The sequence below is a fragment of the Sodalis sp. (in: enterobacteria) genome (assembly GCF_047607725.1).
Lineage (GTDB): Bacteria > Pseudomonadota > Gammaproteobacteria > Enterobacterales > Enterobacteriaceae > JBLKSS01.
In genome coordinates this window covers 1-16431 of sequence record NZ_JBLKSS010000069.1, presented here as the reverse complement: position 1 = coordinate 16431, position 16431 = coordinate 1, and the positions used below count along the sequence as shown (strand labels likewise).

The 16431-nt window shown below is 61.1% G+C and carries 7 protein-coding genes and 7 pseudogenes; 12 read left to right on the top strand and 2 right to left on the bottom strand.

The window, feature by feature from the left end; genetic code table 11:
- Positions 1–201 precede the first annotated feature (201 nt).
- The 10 genes and pseudogenes from wecA (at position 202) to ACMX3H_RS06675 (ending at position 10387) form a co-directional block, all read left to right on the top strand.
- On the top strand, positions 202–1317 hold the full coding sequence (gene wecA, locus ACMX3H_RS06720; protein WP_415210255.1) for a UDP-N-acetylglucosamine--undecaprenyl-phosphate N-acetylglucosaminephosphotransferase: 1116 nt from the start codon (positions 202–204) through the stop codon (positions 1315–1317).
- Positions 1314–2340 (top strand): annotated as a pseudogene (gene wzzE / locus ACMX3H_RS06715) (ECA polysaccharide chain length modulation protein). The gene wecA and the pseudogene wzzE overlap by 4 nt, the downstream one beginning before the upstream one ends.
- Positions 2341–2447: 107 nt before the next feature.
- Positions 2448–3569 (top strand): non-hydrolyzing UDP-N-acetylglucosamine 2-epimerase, encoded by a 1122-nt coding sequence (wecB, locus tag ACMX3H_RS06710; RefSeq protein ID WP_415210254.1) that lies wholly within the window; start codon positions 2448–2450, stop codon positions 3567–3569.
- 4 nt (positions 3570–3573) lie between these two features.
- Positions 3574–4836, top strand: a pseudogene (wecC, locus tag ACMX3H_RS06705) (UDP-N-acetyl-D-mannosamine dehydrogenase).
- Positions 4833–5830: pseudogene (gene rfbB / locus ACMX3H_RS06700) on the top strand (dTDP-glucose 4,6-dehydratase). The pseudogenes wecC and rfbB overlap by 4 nt, the downstream one beginning before the upstream one ends.
- Positions 5831–5844: 14 nt before the next feature.
- The gene (gene rfbA / locus ACMX3H_RS06695; protein ID WP_415210253.1) at positions 5845–6726 is read left to right on the top strand and encodes a glucose-1-phosphate thymidylyltransferase RfbA; all 882 of its coding nucleotides are present in this window, start codon (positions 5845–5847) and stop codon (positions 6724–6726) included.
- Complete coding sequence (locus tag ACMX3H_RS06690; RefSeq protein WP_415210252.1) at positions 6704–7258, top strand: GNAT family N-acetyltransferase; 555 nt, start codon at positions 6704–6706, stop codon at positions 7256–7258. Before rfbA ends, ACMX3H_RS06690 begins: the two co-directional genes overlap by 23 nt.
- A pseudogene (gene rffA / locus ACMX3H_RS06685) lies at positions 7245–8366 on the top strand (dTDP-4-amino-4,6-dideoxygalactose transaminase). The gene ACMX3H_RS06690 and the pseudogene rffA overlap by 14 nt, the downstream one beginning before the upstream one ends.
- 1 nt (position 8367) lies before the next feature.
- Positions 8368–9591: a lipid III flippase WzxE gene (gene wzxE / locus ACMX3H_RS06680; protein ID WP_415210251.1), complete on the top strand. Its 1224-nt coding sequence runs from the start codon at positions 8368–8370 to the stop codon at positions 9589–9591.
- A 370-nt stretch (positions 9592–9961) separates the two neighbouring features.
- Positions 9962–10387, top strand: a complete 426-nt coding sequence (locus ACMX3H_RS06675; protein ID WP_415210250.1) for a hypothetical protein — start codon at positions 9962–9964, stop codon at positions 10385–10387.
- Between the two features lie 95 nt (positions 10388–10482).
- Here ACMX3H_RS06675 and mrcB read toward each other — a convergent pair whose 3' ends face one another.
- A complete protein-coding gene (mrcB, locus tag ACMX3H_RS06670; protein WP_415210249.1) occupies positions 10483–12990 on the bottom strand; it encodes a bifunctional glycosyl transferase/transpeptidase in 2508 nt (835 codons plus the stop codon).
- A gap of 90 nt (positions 12991–13080) precedes the next feature.
- Positions 13081–15344 (bottom strand): annotated as a pseudogene (hrpB, locus tag ACMX3H_RS06665) (ATP-dependent helicase HrpB).
- A gap of 134 nt (positions 15345–15478) precedes the next feature.
- On the opposite strand from hrpB, the pseudogene ACMX3H_RS06660 reads away from it, so the two are divergent.
- Together ACMX3H_RS06660 and ACMX3H_RS06655 are read left to right on the top strand one after the other, a co-directional pair.
- Positions 15479–15949 (top strand): annotated as a pseudogene (locus ACMX3H_RS06660) (RNA 2',3'-cyclic phosphodiesterase).
- Between the two features lie 9 nt (positions 15950–15958).
- Positions 15959–16294 (top strand): annotated as a pseudogene (locus tag ACMX3H_RS06655) (DNA/RNA nuclease SfsA); the annotation flags it as partial.
- Positions 16295–16431 lie beyond the last annotated feature (137 nt).

The following is a 16431-nucleotide window of genomic DNA, read 5'->3' as shown; positions in this document are numbered from 1 at the left end:
TACCCGGCTACACGTGTCTGTGCCTGTCCGGGCGATTTTGATCCTATCTGCACGCCTGACGGAGATTCAGGTGGAACATAAAGAGATAACAGAAACCCTATTTCGTTGTCACAAAACTCAGTAACGAGTAAGGCATCGGAGTTGAGGCGTAAACCATGGTGACGCATTGAACGACCTGATGGATGCAGAGAGCTTTCTATTGTGAACATACTCAATATGAGTACTGATTTTGTTGCTATTTTTCTGTTTTCTTTGCTTTTTTTGTTTTTAGCGCGCAAGGTTGCCAAAAAAATAGGCCTGGTCGACAAGCCCAACTGCCGCAAACGCCATCAGGGGCAAATCCCCCTGGTGGGCGGTATTTCCATTTATGCCGGCATCTGCTTCGCCTTTCTTTATATGGATCATTATATTCCCCACGTGGCGCTGTATCTGATGTGCGCGGGCGTCTTGGTCGTAACCGGCGCGCTCGACGATCGGTTCGATATCAGCGTAGTGGTGCGCGCCATTATTCAGGCGCTGGTCGCGGTGGCGATGATGGTGTTCAGCGGCCGCTACATTAATAGCCTGGGCTACATTTTCGGGCCGTGGGAAATGGTGCTGGGGCCATTCGGCTATTTGGTGACGCTATTCGCCGTCTGGGCGGCGATCAACGCTTTCAATATGGTGGACGGTATCGACGGCTTGCTGGGCGGCCTTTCCTGCGTGTCTCTCGGCGCCATGGGCATCCTGCTCACGTTGGACAATAATCCGGGCCTGGCGCTGTGGTGTTTTGCCATGATCGCCGCCATTTTGCCCTATATTTTATTAAACCTTGGGGTGTTCGGCCGACGCTATAAAGTGTTTATGGGCGATGCCGGCAGTACCATGATCGGCTTCACGATTATCTGGCTGCTGCTGCAAAGCACCCAGGGCTGGGGGCACCCGATGAATCCCGTGACCGCCCTGTGGATTATCGCCGTGCCGCTGATGGATATGATAGCCATTATGTACCGCCGGATGCGCAAAGGCATGAGCCCGTTTGCGCCCGACCGGCAGCATATTCACCACCTGATCATGCGCGCGGGTTTCAGCTCGCGCCAGGCGTTTATCATTATTACGCTCACTGCCGCGCTATTGGCGTTTTTCGGCGTGGCGGGGGAACGCTGGCTGCGCTGGCCGGAGTCGGTCATGTTGTTGCTGTGGATCGGGGTGTTTTTACTGTATGGCTACGTACTGAAATGCGCCTGGCGGGTCGCCCGCTTCGTCAAGCGAACCAAGCGACGGCTTAGCCACTACAAAAAAAACACCACCTTAAACGGAAATTCGGGGCGAAAATGACACCTGCTAGCTCACCCTCCTCCGCCGGCCGGGGACAGGCTATCGACAATGAACTGGACTTGCGCGGTTTGCTATGCGCCCTGTGGCGCGGCAAGGTTACCGTCATCGCCTGCGCGCTCGCGTTTGCGCTGGGCGCGCTTATCTACTCCTTCGTGGTGCGCCAGGAGTGGACGGCCATCGCTATTACCGACAAACCGACGGTGAATGTGCTGGGCAGTTATTTCTCCCAGCAGCAGTTTTTGCGCAATTTGGATGTGAAAAATACCGCGCTGCCGACCTCTGACACCCCCTCGATTGCCGATGAAGCGTATCAGGAATTTTTGCGCCAGCTCGCATCCTACGATACCCGCCGGGATTTCTGGCTCGCCAGCCCCTATTATCAAACGCGCAAAAAGGGCGACGCCCACGCCGACGCGGTACTGCTGGATGAGTTGATTAACGCCATTCAGTACCAGCCGCGCGACGATGTGAAAAAACTCTGCCCGATAGCGCGCGGTTGGTGGCGGAAACCGCACCGGACGCCAATCAGCTGCTGCGTCGCTATGTGGATTTCGCCAACCAGCGCGCGGCCAACCATCTCAATGAGGATGTCATGGCCGCCTGGGCCGTGCGCACCGTCTCGCTCAAAGCGCAGGTAAAGCGGCAGAGAGGCGGTGTATCAGCGCGAGCGGCAACAGCTTAATCAGGCGTTGAAACTGGCGCTCGCGCAGGGTATCGACCGCCGCCGAGAATTTGCCACAATCCGAAATGTTCCTGCTGGGCCACCCGCTCTTGCAGGCACGTCAGGACGCTCTGCAGGCGGCCGGACCGGCCTATGATACCGATTACGACCAAAACTGCGCGATGTTGACTACCCTCAATGTAGGGCCGGTACTAAACAAGAGCTTTAAGACCTACCGTTATTTGAGGACCCCTGAAGAGCCGGTAAAACGCGATAAGCCACGCCGCCTGTTCCTGCTTGTTTTGTGGGGAGCCGTAGGTATGCTGCTGGGTGCGGGCGGCGCGCTGGTGCGCCGTCGTTAATGCCGCCGACAGGCATTAAACTGTCGGGATAGTCCGCTGCCGTTAAGCCGCGCGGCCCATTGTATTCCAAGCCGTTGCCGGCTTTGCTCAGAATGAAGGGAACTGTTGTGAAAGTGTTGATCGTCTTTGGCACACGCCCGGAAGCCATCAAAATGGCGCCGCTGGTTCTGGCTCTGACCGATGATCCGGCCTTTGAGACCCGCGTCTGCGTGACGGCCCAACATCGCGAGATGCTAGATCAGGTGTTGCGCCTGTTTGCGATCGTGCCCGATTACGATTTAGATATCATGCGCCCGGCGCAGGGCCTTGGCGAGATAACCAGCCGCATATTGACCGGCATGCAGCCGGTGTTGGACGACTTCCGTCCAGACGTTGTGCTGGTGCATGGCGATACCACCACCCTGGCCGCCAGTCTGGCGGCGTTTTATCAACATATCCCCGTGGGCCATGTGGAAGCGGGCCTGCGCCCCTGCGATCTGTCCTCTCCCTGGCCGGAGGAGGCGAATCGCAAATTGACCGGCCACCTGGCCCGCTGGCATTTCGCGCCCACCGACAATGCCCGCGCCAATTTGTTGGCGGAGGGGCTGCCGGCGGCGCGTATCGCGGTGATCGGCAATACGGTCATCGACGCGCTGTTTTGGGTGCGGGACCGGGTAATGAGCAATGCAGGGCTGCGCACCAGCCTGGATAAGCGTTACGCGTTTCTCGACGGCGTGCAGAAGATTATATTGGTCACCGGCCACCGCCGCGAGAGCTTTGGCGACGGTTTCAAGTGCATTTGCGCCGCGCTGGCGCGTATCGCGCTTGATCACCCCGACGTGCAGGTGGTCTATCCGGTGCATCTTAATCCTAACGTCAGCGAACCGGTAAACCGTATGCTTAGCGGTATCGCCAATATAAAATTAATTGATCCACAGGACTATTTGCCGTTCGTTTATTTAATGAATCGCGCCACGATTATTCTGACGGATTCCGGCGGGATCCAGGAAAAAGCCCCCTCTCTGGGAAAACCGGTGCTGGTGATGCGCGATACCACCGAGCGGCCGGAGGCGGTGGCGGCTGGCACCGTGCGGCTGGTAGGGACGGACGAGCAGGCGATTCACCAGGCGGTATCGCAGCTGCTGAATGATACCCAGGCGTATCAACGGATGAGCCGGGCGCATAACCCCTACGGCGATGGCCACGCCTGTGAGCGGATTATCACGGTATTAAAAAAAGATAGTAGGTGAATCCATGAGTTTTGACACAATTTCCGTTATTGGACTGGGGTATATCGGTCTGCCCACCGCCACGGCGTTTGCCTCACGCCGCAAACGGGTGATAGGAGTAGACACGAATCAGCATGCGGTGGACACCATCAACCGCGGCGCGATACACATCATTGAACCGGATTTGGACCGGGTAGTGACCGATGCCGTGCGCCAGGGTCTGCTGTGGGCGGTGAGCCAGCCGCAGCCGGCGGACGCGTTCCTCATCGCCGTACCGACACCCTTTCAGGACGACCATGAGCCGGATCTTAGCTATGTAAAGGCGGCGGCGTTATCGCTGGCGCCGGTTTTAGAGCCGGGGTGGCTGGTGATCCTTGAGTCCACGTCGCCGGTGGGAACAACCGAACAGATGGCCGGCTGGCTGGCGACCGCGCGTCCCGATCTGACCTTCCCGCACCAGGCGGGAGAGGCGGCGGATATCAATATCGCCTATTGCCCGGAGCGGGTGCTGCCTGGCAAGATCATGGTGGAGCTAATTAAAAATGACCGGGTGATCGGCGGCATGACGCCGCGCTGCTCGGCGCACGCCGCCGAGCTGTATCGCATCTTCCTGGAAGGGGAATGCGTGGTGACAAGTGCCCGTACCGCCGAAATGTGTAAGCTGACCGAGAATAGCTTCCGCGATGTGAACATTGCCTTCGCCAATGAGCTGTCGGTCATCTGCGCGGAACAGTAAATCAACGTCTGGGAGCTGATAGCGCTGGCCAATCGCCATCCGCGGGTCAATATTTTGCAGCCGGGACCGGGCGTCGGCGGCCATTGTATCGCGGTGGATCCGTGGTTTATCGTGGCCCAGAATCCGGCGCAGGCGCGGCTTATCCGCACCGCGCGCCAGGTTAATGACGACAAACCCGATTGGGTGGTGGAAAAAGTGAAGGCGGCGGTGACGGATTGCCTTAACGACAGCGGGCGCGGCAGCAGCGATGTGACCATCGCTTGCTTCGGGCTGGCGTTTAAACCGGATATCGACGACCTGCGTGAAAGCCCGGCGCTGCATGTGACAGAGCTCATCGCCCGTTGGTATCGCGGCCAGACGTTGGCGGTGGAGCCGAATGTTGACGCGCTGCCGGCATCGTTGGACGGATTGGTCACCCTGGCGGACAGGGATCTGGCGCTGGCGACGGCCGATGTTCTGGTCATGCTGGTGGACCATCGTCAATTCCGCGCCCTCGCGCCTTCCGCTATCCGTCAGCGCTGGGTGGTGGATATGCGCGGAGTCTGGCGATGAGACGCCTGCTGATTACCGGCGGCGCGGGGTTTATCGGCTCGGCGCTGGTGCGCTATATTCTCGGCGCCACCGCTGATCGGGTGCTGGTGGTGGATAAATTGACCTATGCCGGCAATCTGGACTCGCTGGCGCCGGTCGACGGCCATCCCCATTACCGTTTCGCCCGCGCCGATATCGGTGACGGTCCGACAATGGCGCGGCTGCTCGCTGAGTTCCAGCCGGATGCCATTATGCATCTGGCGGCGGAAAGCCATGTCGATCGCTCCATTGACGGCCCGGCGGCGTTTATCGATACCAACATCACCGGGACCTCGATTCTGCTGGAAGCGGCCCGCGGGTATTGGCAGACCTTGTCTACAGCCGCGGGCGCCGCCTTTCGCTTTCACCATGTCTCCACCGATGAAGTGTACGGCGACCTGCCCAATGACGGTAGCCGGTTTAACGAAAGCTCGCCTTATGCGCCCAGTAGCCCGTATTCCGCCTCGAAAGCCGCCAGCGACCACCTGGCGCGCGCCTGGATGCGCACCTATGGCCTACCGGTGCTGGTGACGAATTGTTCCAATAATTATGGCACCTATCACTTCCCGGAAAAGCTGATCCCGCTGATGATTATTAACGCCTTGGCGGGTAAACCGCTGCCGGTGTACGGCGACGGCGGCCAGATCCGCGACTGGCTGTATGTGGAGGATCATGCCCGCGCGCTCTATCAGGTGGTGACCCGCGGCCGTCCCGGTGAAACTTATGTCATCGGCGGCCATAACGAGCGGCGCAACATCGACGTGGTGGAAGCGCTGTGCGCGCTGCTGGAGCAGGCCAGCGCTACGCGATTGACGCCGGTAAAATTGCGCGCGAATTGGGTTGGCGGCCGCAGGAAACCTTCAACAGCGGCCTGGCCAAGACCGTGCAGTGGTATTTAACCCATCATGAATGGTGGCAGTGGGTGCTGGACGGTAGCTATCGCGGCGAACGTCTCGGCCTCGGGCCGGGCCAGTAAGGCGAGGAGGACAGATGAAAGGTATCGTTCTGGCGGGCGGCAGCGGCAGCCGCCTCTATCCGATCACCCGCGGGATTTCCAAACAGCTGTTGCCCGTGTACGACAAGCCGATGATTTATTATCCGCTGTCGGTGCTGATGCTGGCGGGGATCCGCGACATCCTGATAATCACCACCCCGGAAGAAATGCCGTTATTCAAGCGGCTGCTCGGCGCGGATGACGCGTTCGGTATTCGTCTGACCTATGCCGCTCAGCCCAGTCCCGAAGGGATAGCGCAGGCGTTCCTGATTGGCGAAAGCTTTATCGGCGACGACCGCTGCTGTCTGGTGCTTGGCGACAATATCTATTTTGGTCAGGGCGTTAGCCCCAAGCTGCGGCAGGTGGCCGCGCGCGCGCAGGGCGCGACGCTGTTCGCCTATCAGGTGATGGATCCCGAGCGGTTTGGCGTGGTGGCGTTCGACGACGATTTCCGCGCCGTCGCGCTGGAGGAAAAACCGGCCCATCCCCGCTCCCGCTGGGCGGTAACCGGTCTCTATTTCTATGATCGCCAGGTGGTGGAATTCGCGAGACGGGTCACGCCTTCGGCGCGGGGTGAACTGGAGATTACCTCGATAAATCAGATGTATCTGGAGCAGGGCGGGCTGCACGTCGAGCTGCTGGGACGCGGTTTCGCCTGGCTGGATACCGGCACCCACGACAGCCTGATAGAGGCTAGTACCTTTGTGCAGACGGTCGAGAAGCGGCAAGGGTTTAAAATCGCCTGCCTGGAAGAAATCGGCTGGCGCAACGGCTGGCTCGATGATGACGGCGTGCGGCACACGGCGCTGGCGCTGGCGAAAACCGGCTACAGCCAATACCTGATGGATCTGCTCCATGTCCGCCCACGCCAGTATTGATCTTCTGGCCTGGGAGAGCGACTTTTTCGGCCGCCGCTTGGGCCGCGTCGTGTTTGATGACGCCACGCCGCGTCTGACACCGTCGGTGCTGGCGGGATTTGCGTTGGTACAGGCAAAAGTGGCGGTGCAGACGCTGGTGCAAAGCCGCTTTCGGGCGCCGTGGTTCAGCGACGAAGAGCGCCAGCGCTTTTACGCGCAGTGGGTGGAAAACGCCGTACGGGGCAGTTTTGATCACCTCTGCCTGGTGGCGCAAGGACCCGACGGTATCGCGGGGCTGGTGACGTTCAGGGATATCGGGGGGCAAGCGGCGCGTATCGGCCAGCTGGCGGTGTCTCCCGCCGCCCGCGGTCGCGGCACCGGCAAATTCCTGTGCCGCGCGGCGTTGGGCTGGTGCCGCAGCCGCGGCTTCCGGCAACTGAGGGTGGCGACGCAAACCGCCAATCTGCCGGCGCTGCGGCTTTATCTGGCGAGTGGCGCACGGGTAGTGCATGCCTCTCATTGGTTATACCGAGGACCTCATGATTCCATTTAACGCGCCACCGGTGGTCGGCACCGAATTGGGCTTTATGCAGACCGCAATGGGCAGCGGCAAGCTATGCGGCGACGGCGGGTTTACCCAGCGCTGCCAACAATGGCTCCAGGAGCGTTTCGGCAGCGCGAAGGTGTTGCTGACGCCCTCCTGCACCGCCTCGCTGGAGATGGCGGCTATCCTGCTGGATATCCGCCCCGGCGATGAAGTGATTATGCCGAGCTACACCTTCATGTCCACCGCCAACGCCTTTGTGCGGCGCGGCGCGACGATTGTGTTCGTCGATATCCTCCCGGACACCCTGAACATGGATGAGGCGCTGATAGAAGCGGCAATTACGCCCAAAACCCGCGCCATCGTGCCGGTTCATTATGCCGGCGTGGCCTGTGAAATGGATACCATCATGGCGATCGCCGAGCGGCACCGCTTGTGGGTGGTGGAAGACGCCGCGCAGGGAGTCATGGCGACTTATAAAGGGCGCGCCCTCGGCACCCTCGGCCATATCGGCTGCTTTAGTTTCCACGAAACCAAAAACTATACCGCTGGCGGTGAGGGCGGCGCGACGCTCATTAACGATGCGGCCCTCGTTGAGCGGGCGGAAATCGTCCGTGAAAAGGGCACCAACCGCAGTCAATTTTTCCGTGGCCAGGTGGATAAGTATACCTGGCGCGATATTGGTTCCAGCTATCTCATGGCGGATATCCAGGCCGCCTATCTGTGGGCACAGCTGGAGGCGGCGGACATCATCAATCAACGGCGCCTGGTGCTGTGGCATCGTTACGCGTCTGCGCTGGCGCCGTTGGACGGTTTGACTCTGCCGTCGGTGCCGGCAACCTGTCTGCACAATGCCCACATGTTTTATGTCAAGTTGCGCGATATCGACGATCGCGACGGTTTCATCCGCCATTTGAAAGCGGCGGATATCTTGTCCGTTTTTCATTAAATACCGCTGCACGACAGCCCGGCGGGCCGCCGCTTTGGCCGGTTCCACGGCAGCGATCGCCATACTCAGCGCGAAAGTCAGCGCCTGGTGCGTCTGCCGCTGTTTTATAATCTGAGCGACGACGATCAGCAGCACGTCATTGACGCGGCGCACGGCTACTTCAACTGATATGTCGCTGGCGAACGCATCCGTCTGGACCGCGCTATCCACGCTTATCAAAATCGGCGCCGGTCTGCTGGTGGTGAAAGTACTGGCGGTGGCGTTCGGTCCCGACGGCGTGGGGCAGGCGGGGAATTTCCGCCAGTTGGTCACGGTGCTGGGCGTGCTGTCAGGCGCCGGCATCTTCAGCGGGATGACCAAACTGGTGGCGCAGCATCAGCATCAACCGGATCGGCTGCGCGCGGCGCTGGGCACCGGCTCGGCGATGGTCCTTGCTTCCTCGCTGCTGCTGGCGGGAGTGTTTGTTTTTGCCGCCGATCCGGTCAGCCGCGCGCTGTTCGGCCATGAGCGTTATCGGGATGCCGTCGTGGCGCTGGCGGTTATCCAACTTGGTATTGCCTGCGCCAACCTGGGGCTGGCGATTTTGAAAGGGTATCGGGACGCCGCAGGTAATGCGTTTGCCGTCAGCGTCGGCAGCCTGTTGGGCGTCGCCGCCTTTTTCGTCTGCTACCGGCTGGGCGGCTATGCGGGCGCGCTGGCCGGGCTGGCGCTGCTGCCGGTGCTGTTCATGTTGTGCTACCGGCGCCAGCTGCCTCTCTCATTCTTGCTGCCCGCCTGGGACGGCGGCTATGCCGCGCTGCTGGCCAAGTTCACCGTCATGGCGCTTATCACCGCGGTGACTCTGCCGGTGGCCTATGTGATGATGCGTAATTTACTGGCCCGCACGGAGGGTTGGGCGGCGGTGGGGATCTGGCAGGGCGTCAGCAGTATTTCGGACGCCTATTTGCAGTTTATCACCGCCTCGTTTACCGTTTATTTATTGCCCACGCTGTCGCGATTAAAAGATAAGCGGTCGGTGGCGGGGGAAATCGCGCGCGCGCTGCGCTTTGTGCTGCCGGCGGTGGCGGCGGTCAGCCTGACGCTTTGGCTGCTGCGGGACGTGGCGATCCGGCTGTTGTTTTCCGCCGAATTCAGCGCCATGAGCGGGCTGTTTGCCTGGCAACTGGTGGGGGATGTCCTGAAGGTGGGCGCCTATGTTTTTTGCTACCTGGTGGTGGCCCGTGCCGCGCTGCGCGTTTATCTCTTAGCTAAAATAAGCCAGTTTGTGCTGCTGACCGGTTTTTCCCATTGGCTTATTCCGCGCCACGGCGCGCTGGGCGCGACTCAGGCCTATATGGCCACCTATATCGTCTATTTCGCGCTGTGCAGCGGTGTGTCCCTACTTTATCTGTAAGCGCCCCGTGGAGGACGTCTTGAATTATTGGTGGGTTTGTTGTATGAGACAGTAAACCTACGTTACACGCTTATGCTCATTGCATTTTTACATTGTATTGATTTTAATAACTTTTATTTCCAGCCCGGTTTGAGTGATATGAAATTAGTGGTTCTGAAGTTTGTGATAGTGTCCATTAAAATTTAAGTGGACACTATCATCGCCGGATTATCCATGATCTGACAGCCGTCCCTTATAGGATGCGGGTTCACTAGGCATCGTAGTTGAACATGTTCTTACCGGGCTATACAACAAACCCACCAATAATTCAAGACGTCCTCCACGGGGCGCTTACGATACAACCACCACGCTCGAACAGAAAGTCGCCCACGTGGTGGCGTATAATTATCGGCTGTATCGCAAATATAACCCTGATGATAAGGGAAGCCACCCCTGGAGTTTAATTGGCCGGCTGCGCCTCGAGAGCGATGTGCTTTCCGAAGCCGCCTGTCGCTCCCTGGCGTCGTTCACGCAGACTATGCAGGAAGTGATTAGCCAGGCGGTGGAATATGCCTGGCAACAGGGACAGCTAAAGGTCGATACGCCACGGCAGGATTTGGTGTTTTTGCTGACCAATCTGGTGGACAGCTCATCGGTATTTGCCCAGGATGCGGGGAGTTTCGCTCGCCTGGAGCAATTTTTCACGCCTTCTCCCGCGTGGTGTTATCCGTCTATACCCTTGAGGTGCCGACGCGCGGCGGCCTTGCCGGACAATGCGCCGACACAGGCGCGGCCCAAAGCCCGACGCCCGCGATAAAGGCAATACGGCCACTGCCGAGACTCTCCACGCTGCCGGGACAATACGCTCTCCGCCGGGCGGCGCACGAATGGGGCATCGCCCGCCCGAGGGGCCTATTTGCCGAACATCTCCCGAATCCAGTTCGCCACGCCGTTGCTGTCTTTCTGCTCATCCTGCGGCGGAGCGCTTTGCTGTGGTTGCCCGTTCGGCGCGGCGTCAGGCGGTGGTTGCGCCTGGGCCGGCTGGCATAGCGACTGCGGATCGTCCGTCCACACCGGCAATGTACGCATTGTGCTGCCGCCGTTACAGACGAAATTCCCGGTATAGTCGATGGACATCTGGCTGATGCCCTCCGGCGGCGTCAAGTTCAGCGTTAACGGCGCCTGGTTTTCCAGATAACGGCGATACAGCGTCAGCGCGCCGTTGGCGCCGGTCAACTTGGCGGGACTGTTGTTATCGCGGCCGACCCAGGCGATGGACACCTCTTTGCCGTCGATACCGGCGAACCAGCTATCGCGTAGATCGTTAGTGGTCCCGGTTTTCGCCGCCAGATGCGAAGACGGGAATTTCACCGACAGCGAACGCGATGTCCCGCGCGCCACCACCTGTTGCATCGCATACAGCGTCAGGTAAACGGCCTGGGCGGGTACCACCCTCTCCGCCTGCGGGAAGCTTTGATACAGCACGGTGCCGTCCTCCCCTATCACCGATCGCACCGCCGACAGCGTGGCATGGTTACCGCCGCTGGCGATGGTCTGGAACTCCTGCGCCACTTCCATCGGCGTGAGGCTGATGGCGCCAAGCAGCATGGAGGGGACCGGGTTCAGCACCGAGGACGGTATGCCAAGCTTCACCAAGGTGGCGGTAATACGATCAAGCCCTACCGACAGGCCGAGATTGACCGTCGGCACGTTTAGCGAATTGGTCAACGCATCCACCAGCATCACTTTACCGCGGAACTGCCGATCGTAGTTTTTAGGCGCCCACAGGCTGCCGTTCGGCTGCTTAAGGGTAATCGGCTCATCGGCAATCCAGGTATTGAGCCGATATTTATCCGGCTCGCTCAGCGCGGTCAGATAGGTGGCCGGTTTTGCCAGCGATCCCACCGAGCGCCGCGCCTGCATTGCGCGGTTAAAGCCGGCGAATTGCGGCTCCGCCCCGCCGACCATGGCGCGTACTTCGCCGCTGAAGCGATCGACCACGACCATCGCGGCCTCCAGATCCTTAACGCCGCGCCCGGCGCGCAGCGCGGGCACGCCCGCCTCCACCGCTTTTTCCGCCGCATCCTGCGACAGGGGATCCAAGGTGGTGAATATCTTGACGCCGGACAGGTCGTTGATTTTGTCGCCCAGCTTGCTTTCCAGCTCTTCGCGAACCATCTGCATGAAGGCCGGCTGCGGCGTCAATACCCCCCCGCGCGGCTGTACCCCCAGTGGGCGGGCGCTGAGCATGTTATACAGCTCGCCGTCGATGATTTGCTGATTCTCCAGCAATTTCAGCACCAGATTGCGGCGCTCCATCGCCAGCTTGGGGTTGCGCCAAGGATTATACAGCGACGCCCCTTTCACCATCCCTACCAGCATCGTCTGCTGATCGAGACTGAGTTCATCCACCGGACGGCCGAAGTAGTACAGGCTGGCCAGCGGGAAACCGCGAATCTGATCGCCGCCGCTCTGGCCGAGATACACCTCGTTCAGATACAGCTCCAGGATGCGATCCTTGCTGTAACGGTAATCGACGATCAACGCCATATAGGCTTCATTGGCCTTGCGCCACAGCGAGCGTTCGTTGGTCAAAAACAGGTTTTTTACCAGCTGCTGCGTTAGCGTACTCCCCCCCTGCACCGCGCGACCGGCGGTAATATTGGCCAAAAAGGCGCGGCCGAGGGAGGAGAGGCTGATACCGTCATGCTCGTAGAAATGCCGGTCTTCGGTGGCTATCAGGGTATCCACCAGCAGGTCCGGGAAACCGGCGCGCGGCACGAACAGCCGCTGTTCGCCCTTGGGCGATTGCAACATTGTTATCAGACGCGGATCGAGGCGGAAAAAACCGAAATTGCGCTCGGTGTCCTGGTTTTTAATCTCCAGGAGCTGATTTTTGGCGAAGGTCATACGAGCATGGATTTGCCCCTCTTTGCCGTCCGGGAAATCGAACGGCCGGCGCAGCAGCTCAATGCTGTTGCCGCGCACGGTGAATTCCCCCGGCCGGGTAATGCGCGACACCTCGCGGTATTGCATACCTTCGAGCAGCGTCGCCATGTCGCTGCGGCTGTAGGACATCCCCGGCTCCAGACTCACCATGCGGCCATAAACCGCCGCCGGCAGTTGCCAGACTTTGCCATCGATGCGGTGACGGACCTGCGCATCCAAATACACGCCATAGATAGCGATAACGACGACGAACAGCAGCACGAGGCGGATAAACCAGCCCAGCCGCCGGCGTTTCTTGCGCGACGCGCCTCCCCTTCCCTTTCGCGGCGGCATCACGTACTCCTCTTCATCATCATCATCCTGCCAGCGGTCATCATCATCCCGCCGGCGGCGCGGTGCAGCCTTGTGCGGAGCCTTGCGGCCTGACGGTCGTCCATGACGTCCGATAGGTTCACGGTCATCCCCAGACATCGTTAATTACTCTCCCTACTGCCGACGGCTAAACCGTCTACTCTGTTCCCACCCCGGCCTGGCCGAAAGCGGAAACCTCTGAATTTCCCGTTATGACGTTTTACGGGTACGCCGGGTGGGCAGCGCCCGCGCCGGATCGTCCGGCCAGGGGTGTTTCGGATAACGCCCTTTCATCTCTATTTTGCACCTCGCGATAAGCACCGCGCCAAAAAGCCGCCAAATCACGGGTGATCTGCAGCGGCCGATGGGCGGGCAACAGCAGCTCCAGCACCACGCGTCCTTCAGCCACCCGCGGCGTCTGTTGTTCGCCAAACATCTCCTGCCTGCGGACCGCCAACACCGGCGGCTCGCCCTGCTGATAACGCAGCGGCAGGCGGCTGCCGGTGGCCACAGTGTAGTGGCTGGGCAGCTGACTATCCAGCCGTTGTCGCAACGGCCAGTCCAGCAAACGTAGCAGCGCCTCGGCGAGATTGATGCGGGCAAGACCGCGCGTGTCGCGTACGCCGGTCAAAGACGGCAGCAGCCAGCGGGGCAGCGCCGCCAACAGCGCATGATCGTCCACCGCCGGCCAGCCAGCCTCCGGCAGCCATTCGCCGGCGTACAGCAGACGCTGGAGCAGCTGGACGGCCTCACGTTCCCAGGTCAGCACCCCCAGTCCCTGTTCGCCTATCCAATCAAGCAGCGCCTGCGTCATCACCGCATCCGACGGCCTGGCCTGCGGTTGTTCCCGCAGCACCAGTTGCCCTAGCCGTTCGCGCTGTACCACCCGCAGGCTGCCTTTGACCTCATCCCAATGCATGGCGGTAGTGCGACTGAACCAGGCAGGCCGGGCGGCGGCCAGGCGGGCGATATCCAGCGGCAGCGCCAGACGGATACGGGCGTCCGGACTCTGGCTCAGTTGCAGCAGGCCGGGGGCTATCAGCCACTCTTGCGCGCTCAGCGCGTCATCCGGCGCCAGCGCCGCCCCCGCGCCGGGCGCGCAATTGACGCGCGCGCCGTCCAGTGCGGCAACGGTCGATGAAAGTGATCGCGGATATCCGGCGAGCCGCTCCTGGGCGGCTCTTCGATCATAGCCGCCAGCAGCGCGGCGGTAGCAACGGCGTCGGCGTCCTCGCCGGCGTGGTACAGCATCGCCCCCAGGCGCGGATCGCAGCCGTAGCCGGCCATGGCGCAGCCGGCGGGGGTCAGGCGCTGCCGGGCGTCAAGCGCCCCCAGCCCCGCCAGGGTGTCGACCGCGGCCGCCAGCGCCGGCGGCGCATCCAGCCAGGAAAGCTGCGCGCTTTCGCTGACGCCCCATTGCAGCAGCTCCAGCCAGAAGGGGGCCAAATCGCTGTAGGTGATTTCCGGCGCATGATGCTCCGGCGCGCGCTCACCCTGATCTTGGCTGAACAGATGCAGACACACGCCAGGCGACAGCCGTCCGGCCCGGCCCGCACGCTGCGCCATGGACGCCTGGCTGATACGCTGGGTGGAGAGACGGTCCAGCCCGCTGTCCACTACCAGGCGGATGCCCTCAATGGTTAGGCTGGTCTCGGCGATATTGGTGGCCAGCACCACCTTGCGGCGTCCTTCCGGCGCCGGGCGGATGGCCCGCGGCTGGGCCTCCAGGGGCAGGGCGCCGTAAAGGGGGCACAGCATAACCTCCTCCGCCACCCGCTCGCCAAGCAGCCCCTGCACCCGATTGATTTCCCCCACGCCGGGCAAAACAGTAGCAGCGAACCGGTTTGCTGCAGCAGCAATTGCTGCACCGCGCAGGCAATCGCCTCCTCCGTTCGCGTCTGGGGCGGCAGCGCCTGATAGCGCCGCTCCACCGGAAAGCTACGCCCGGCGGAGCGGATCACCGGCGCCTGCGGCAACAGCTGGCTGAGCCGGCGATCGTCAAGGGTCGCGGACATGATAAGCACCTTCAGATCGTCTCGCAGGCCGCGCTGCACATCCAGCAGCAGCGCCAGATCCGTCTGCAGGCTGCGCTCGTGAAATTCATCCAGGATCACCAACGAGATGCCGTCGAGCGCCGGATCCTGCTGTAATTGACGGGTCAAAATGCCCTCGGTAACCACCTCCAGCCGGGTTGCCGGACCGCAGCGGGTCTCGTTGCGCATCCGATAGCCGACCGTCTGACCCGGGCGCTCGCCCAGCTGTTCAGCCAGCCGCAGTGCCACGTTCTTGGCCGCCAGGCGCCGCGGCTCCAGCATCACCACCACCCTGCCCGGCAGACCACTGCGGCGCAGGATCTCCAGCGGCAGCCAGGTCGATTTGCCGGCGCCGGTCGGCACGTGCAGCATCACCTGCGCGGCGCTTTGCAAGGCGGCGAGCAATTCATCAACCACGGCACTGACCGGTAATAACGCCACAACGTCTCCGCGAAAAGGTTAACATTCCAGGGCAGGCATTGTAGCATCGCTGCACCCTGGAACAATGATCGGTTCCGCCCCGCGCGCGTAGCGAACGCGGCCGCGGGCGCCACCCCTTGATAAAGAGCCCGCTTATGCCCGCACTCAGCCCCCGCCGGCCCGCCGACGCGTCTTGCGCGCCGCGCCGGCTGTTTTTTGCCCTGACGCTGCCGCCCGCGCTGCACCGTCAGTTGGTGGACTGGCGCGCTTTCCCGCTGAAACCGGCCGGCCTGTCGCGCAGGCTAATCTGCATCTGACACTGGCCTTTCTGGGCAACGTCGGCGCCGCGCAAGAGCAGGCGCCGCGTGCCCCGCGAACTGCTGCAACGGGCGGCATGGCTGCGCGATCGGGCGGCCCGCAACGGTTGCCACCAAAGTTCGCTGCCGTTTCACCCGCATATTTCGCTCTGGCGACAGGCGACCCAACCGGTGGCGCTACCCCCGGACACGCCGGGCTGGACGATCCGCGTAGGCCGATTCGGACTCTGGCTATCGGCGTTTGACAACGGCCGCGTGCGCTATAGGCTGGTGCAGGACTGGCCCCTGCGCCGCGCCGGCCCACAGTAAGGAAAATCCATGCAATTCGAGCCTGCCCTCAAGCCTGCCCGACTCATACAACACTATAAACGTTTTCTTGCCGATGTGGTGACGCCCGATGGGGAAGTCTTAACGGTTCACTGTGCCAACACCGGCGCCATGACCGGCAGCGCCACTCCTGGCGATACCGTCTGGTACTCCACCTCGGACAATCGCAAACGTCGTTATCCGCACAGTTGGAAACTAACTGAAACCGCCAGCGGTCAATGGATAGGGATCAATACGCTGCGCACCGGAACGATTCCCTAGCTGGCGGGATACGCGCGTCTTCGCAGCGAAGTGCGATATGGCGCAGAGAACAGCAGGATAGATTGGGGTTGTAAGCGGGAAGCCGCCAAAATTTTGCGGGCTTACGCCATACGACTATGACAACGTAAGACCTTCAATCATGGCGTCCAGGTCGAGTTCTTTCCCTTCGCTGATAAAGGTGTAATGTCCGTTCAGAAAGATAT

Excerpts from the sequence above, each read along its gene's own strand:
- rfbA (WP_415210253.1), top strand. The coding sequence starts at position 5,845 with ATGAAAGGTATCGTTCTGGCGGGCGGCAGCGGCAGCCGCCTCTATCCG.
- ACMX3H_RS06690 (WP_415210252.1), top strand. The coding sequence starts at position 6,704 with ATGTCCGCCCACGCCAGTATTGATCTTCTGGCCTGGGAGAGCGACTTT.
- wzxE (WP_415210251.1), top strand. The coding sequence starts at position 8,368 with ATGTCGCTGGCGAACGCATCCGTCTGGACCGCGCTATCCACGCTTATC.
- mrcB (WP_415210249.1), bottom strand. The coding sequence starts at position 12,990 with ATGTCTGGGGATGACCGTGAACCTATCGGACGTCATGGACGACCGTCA.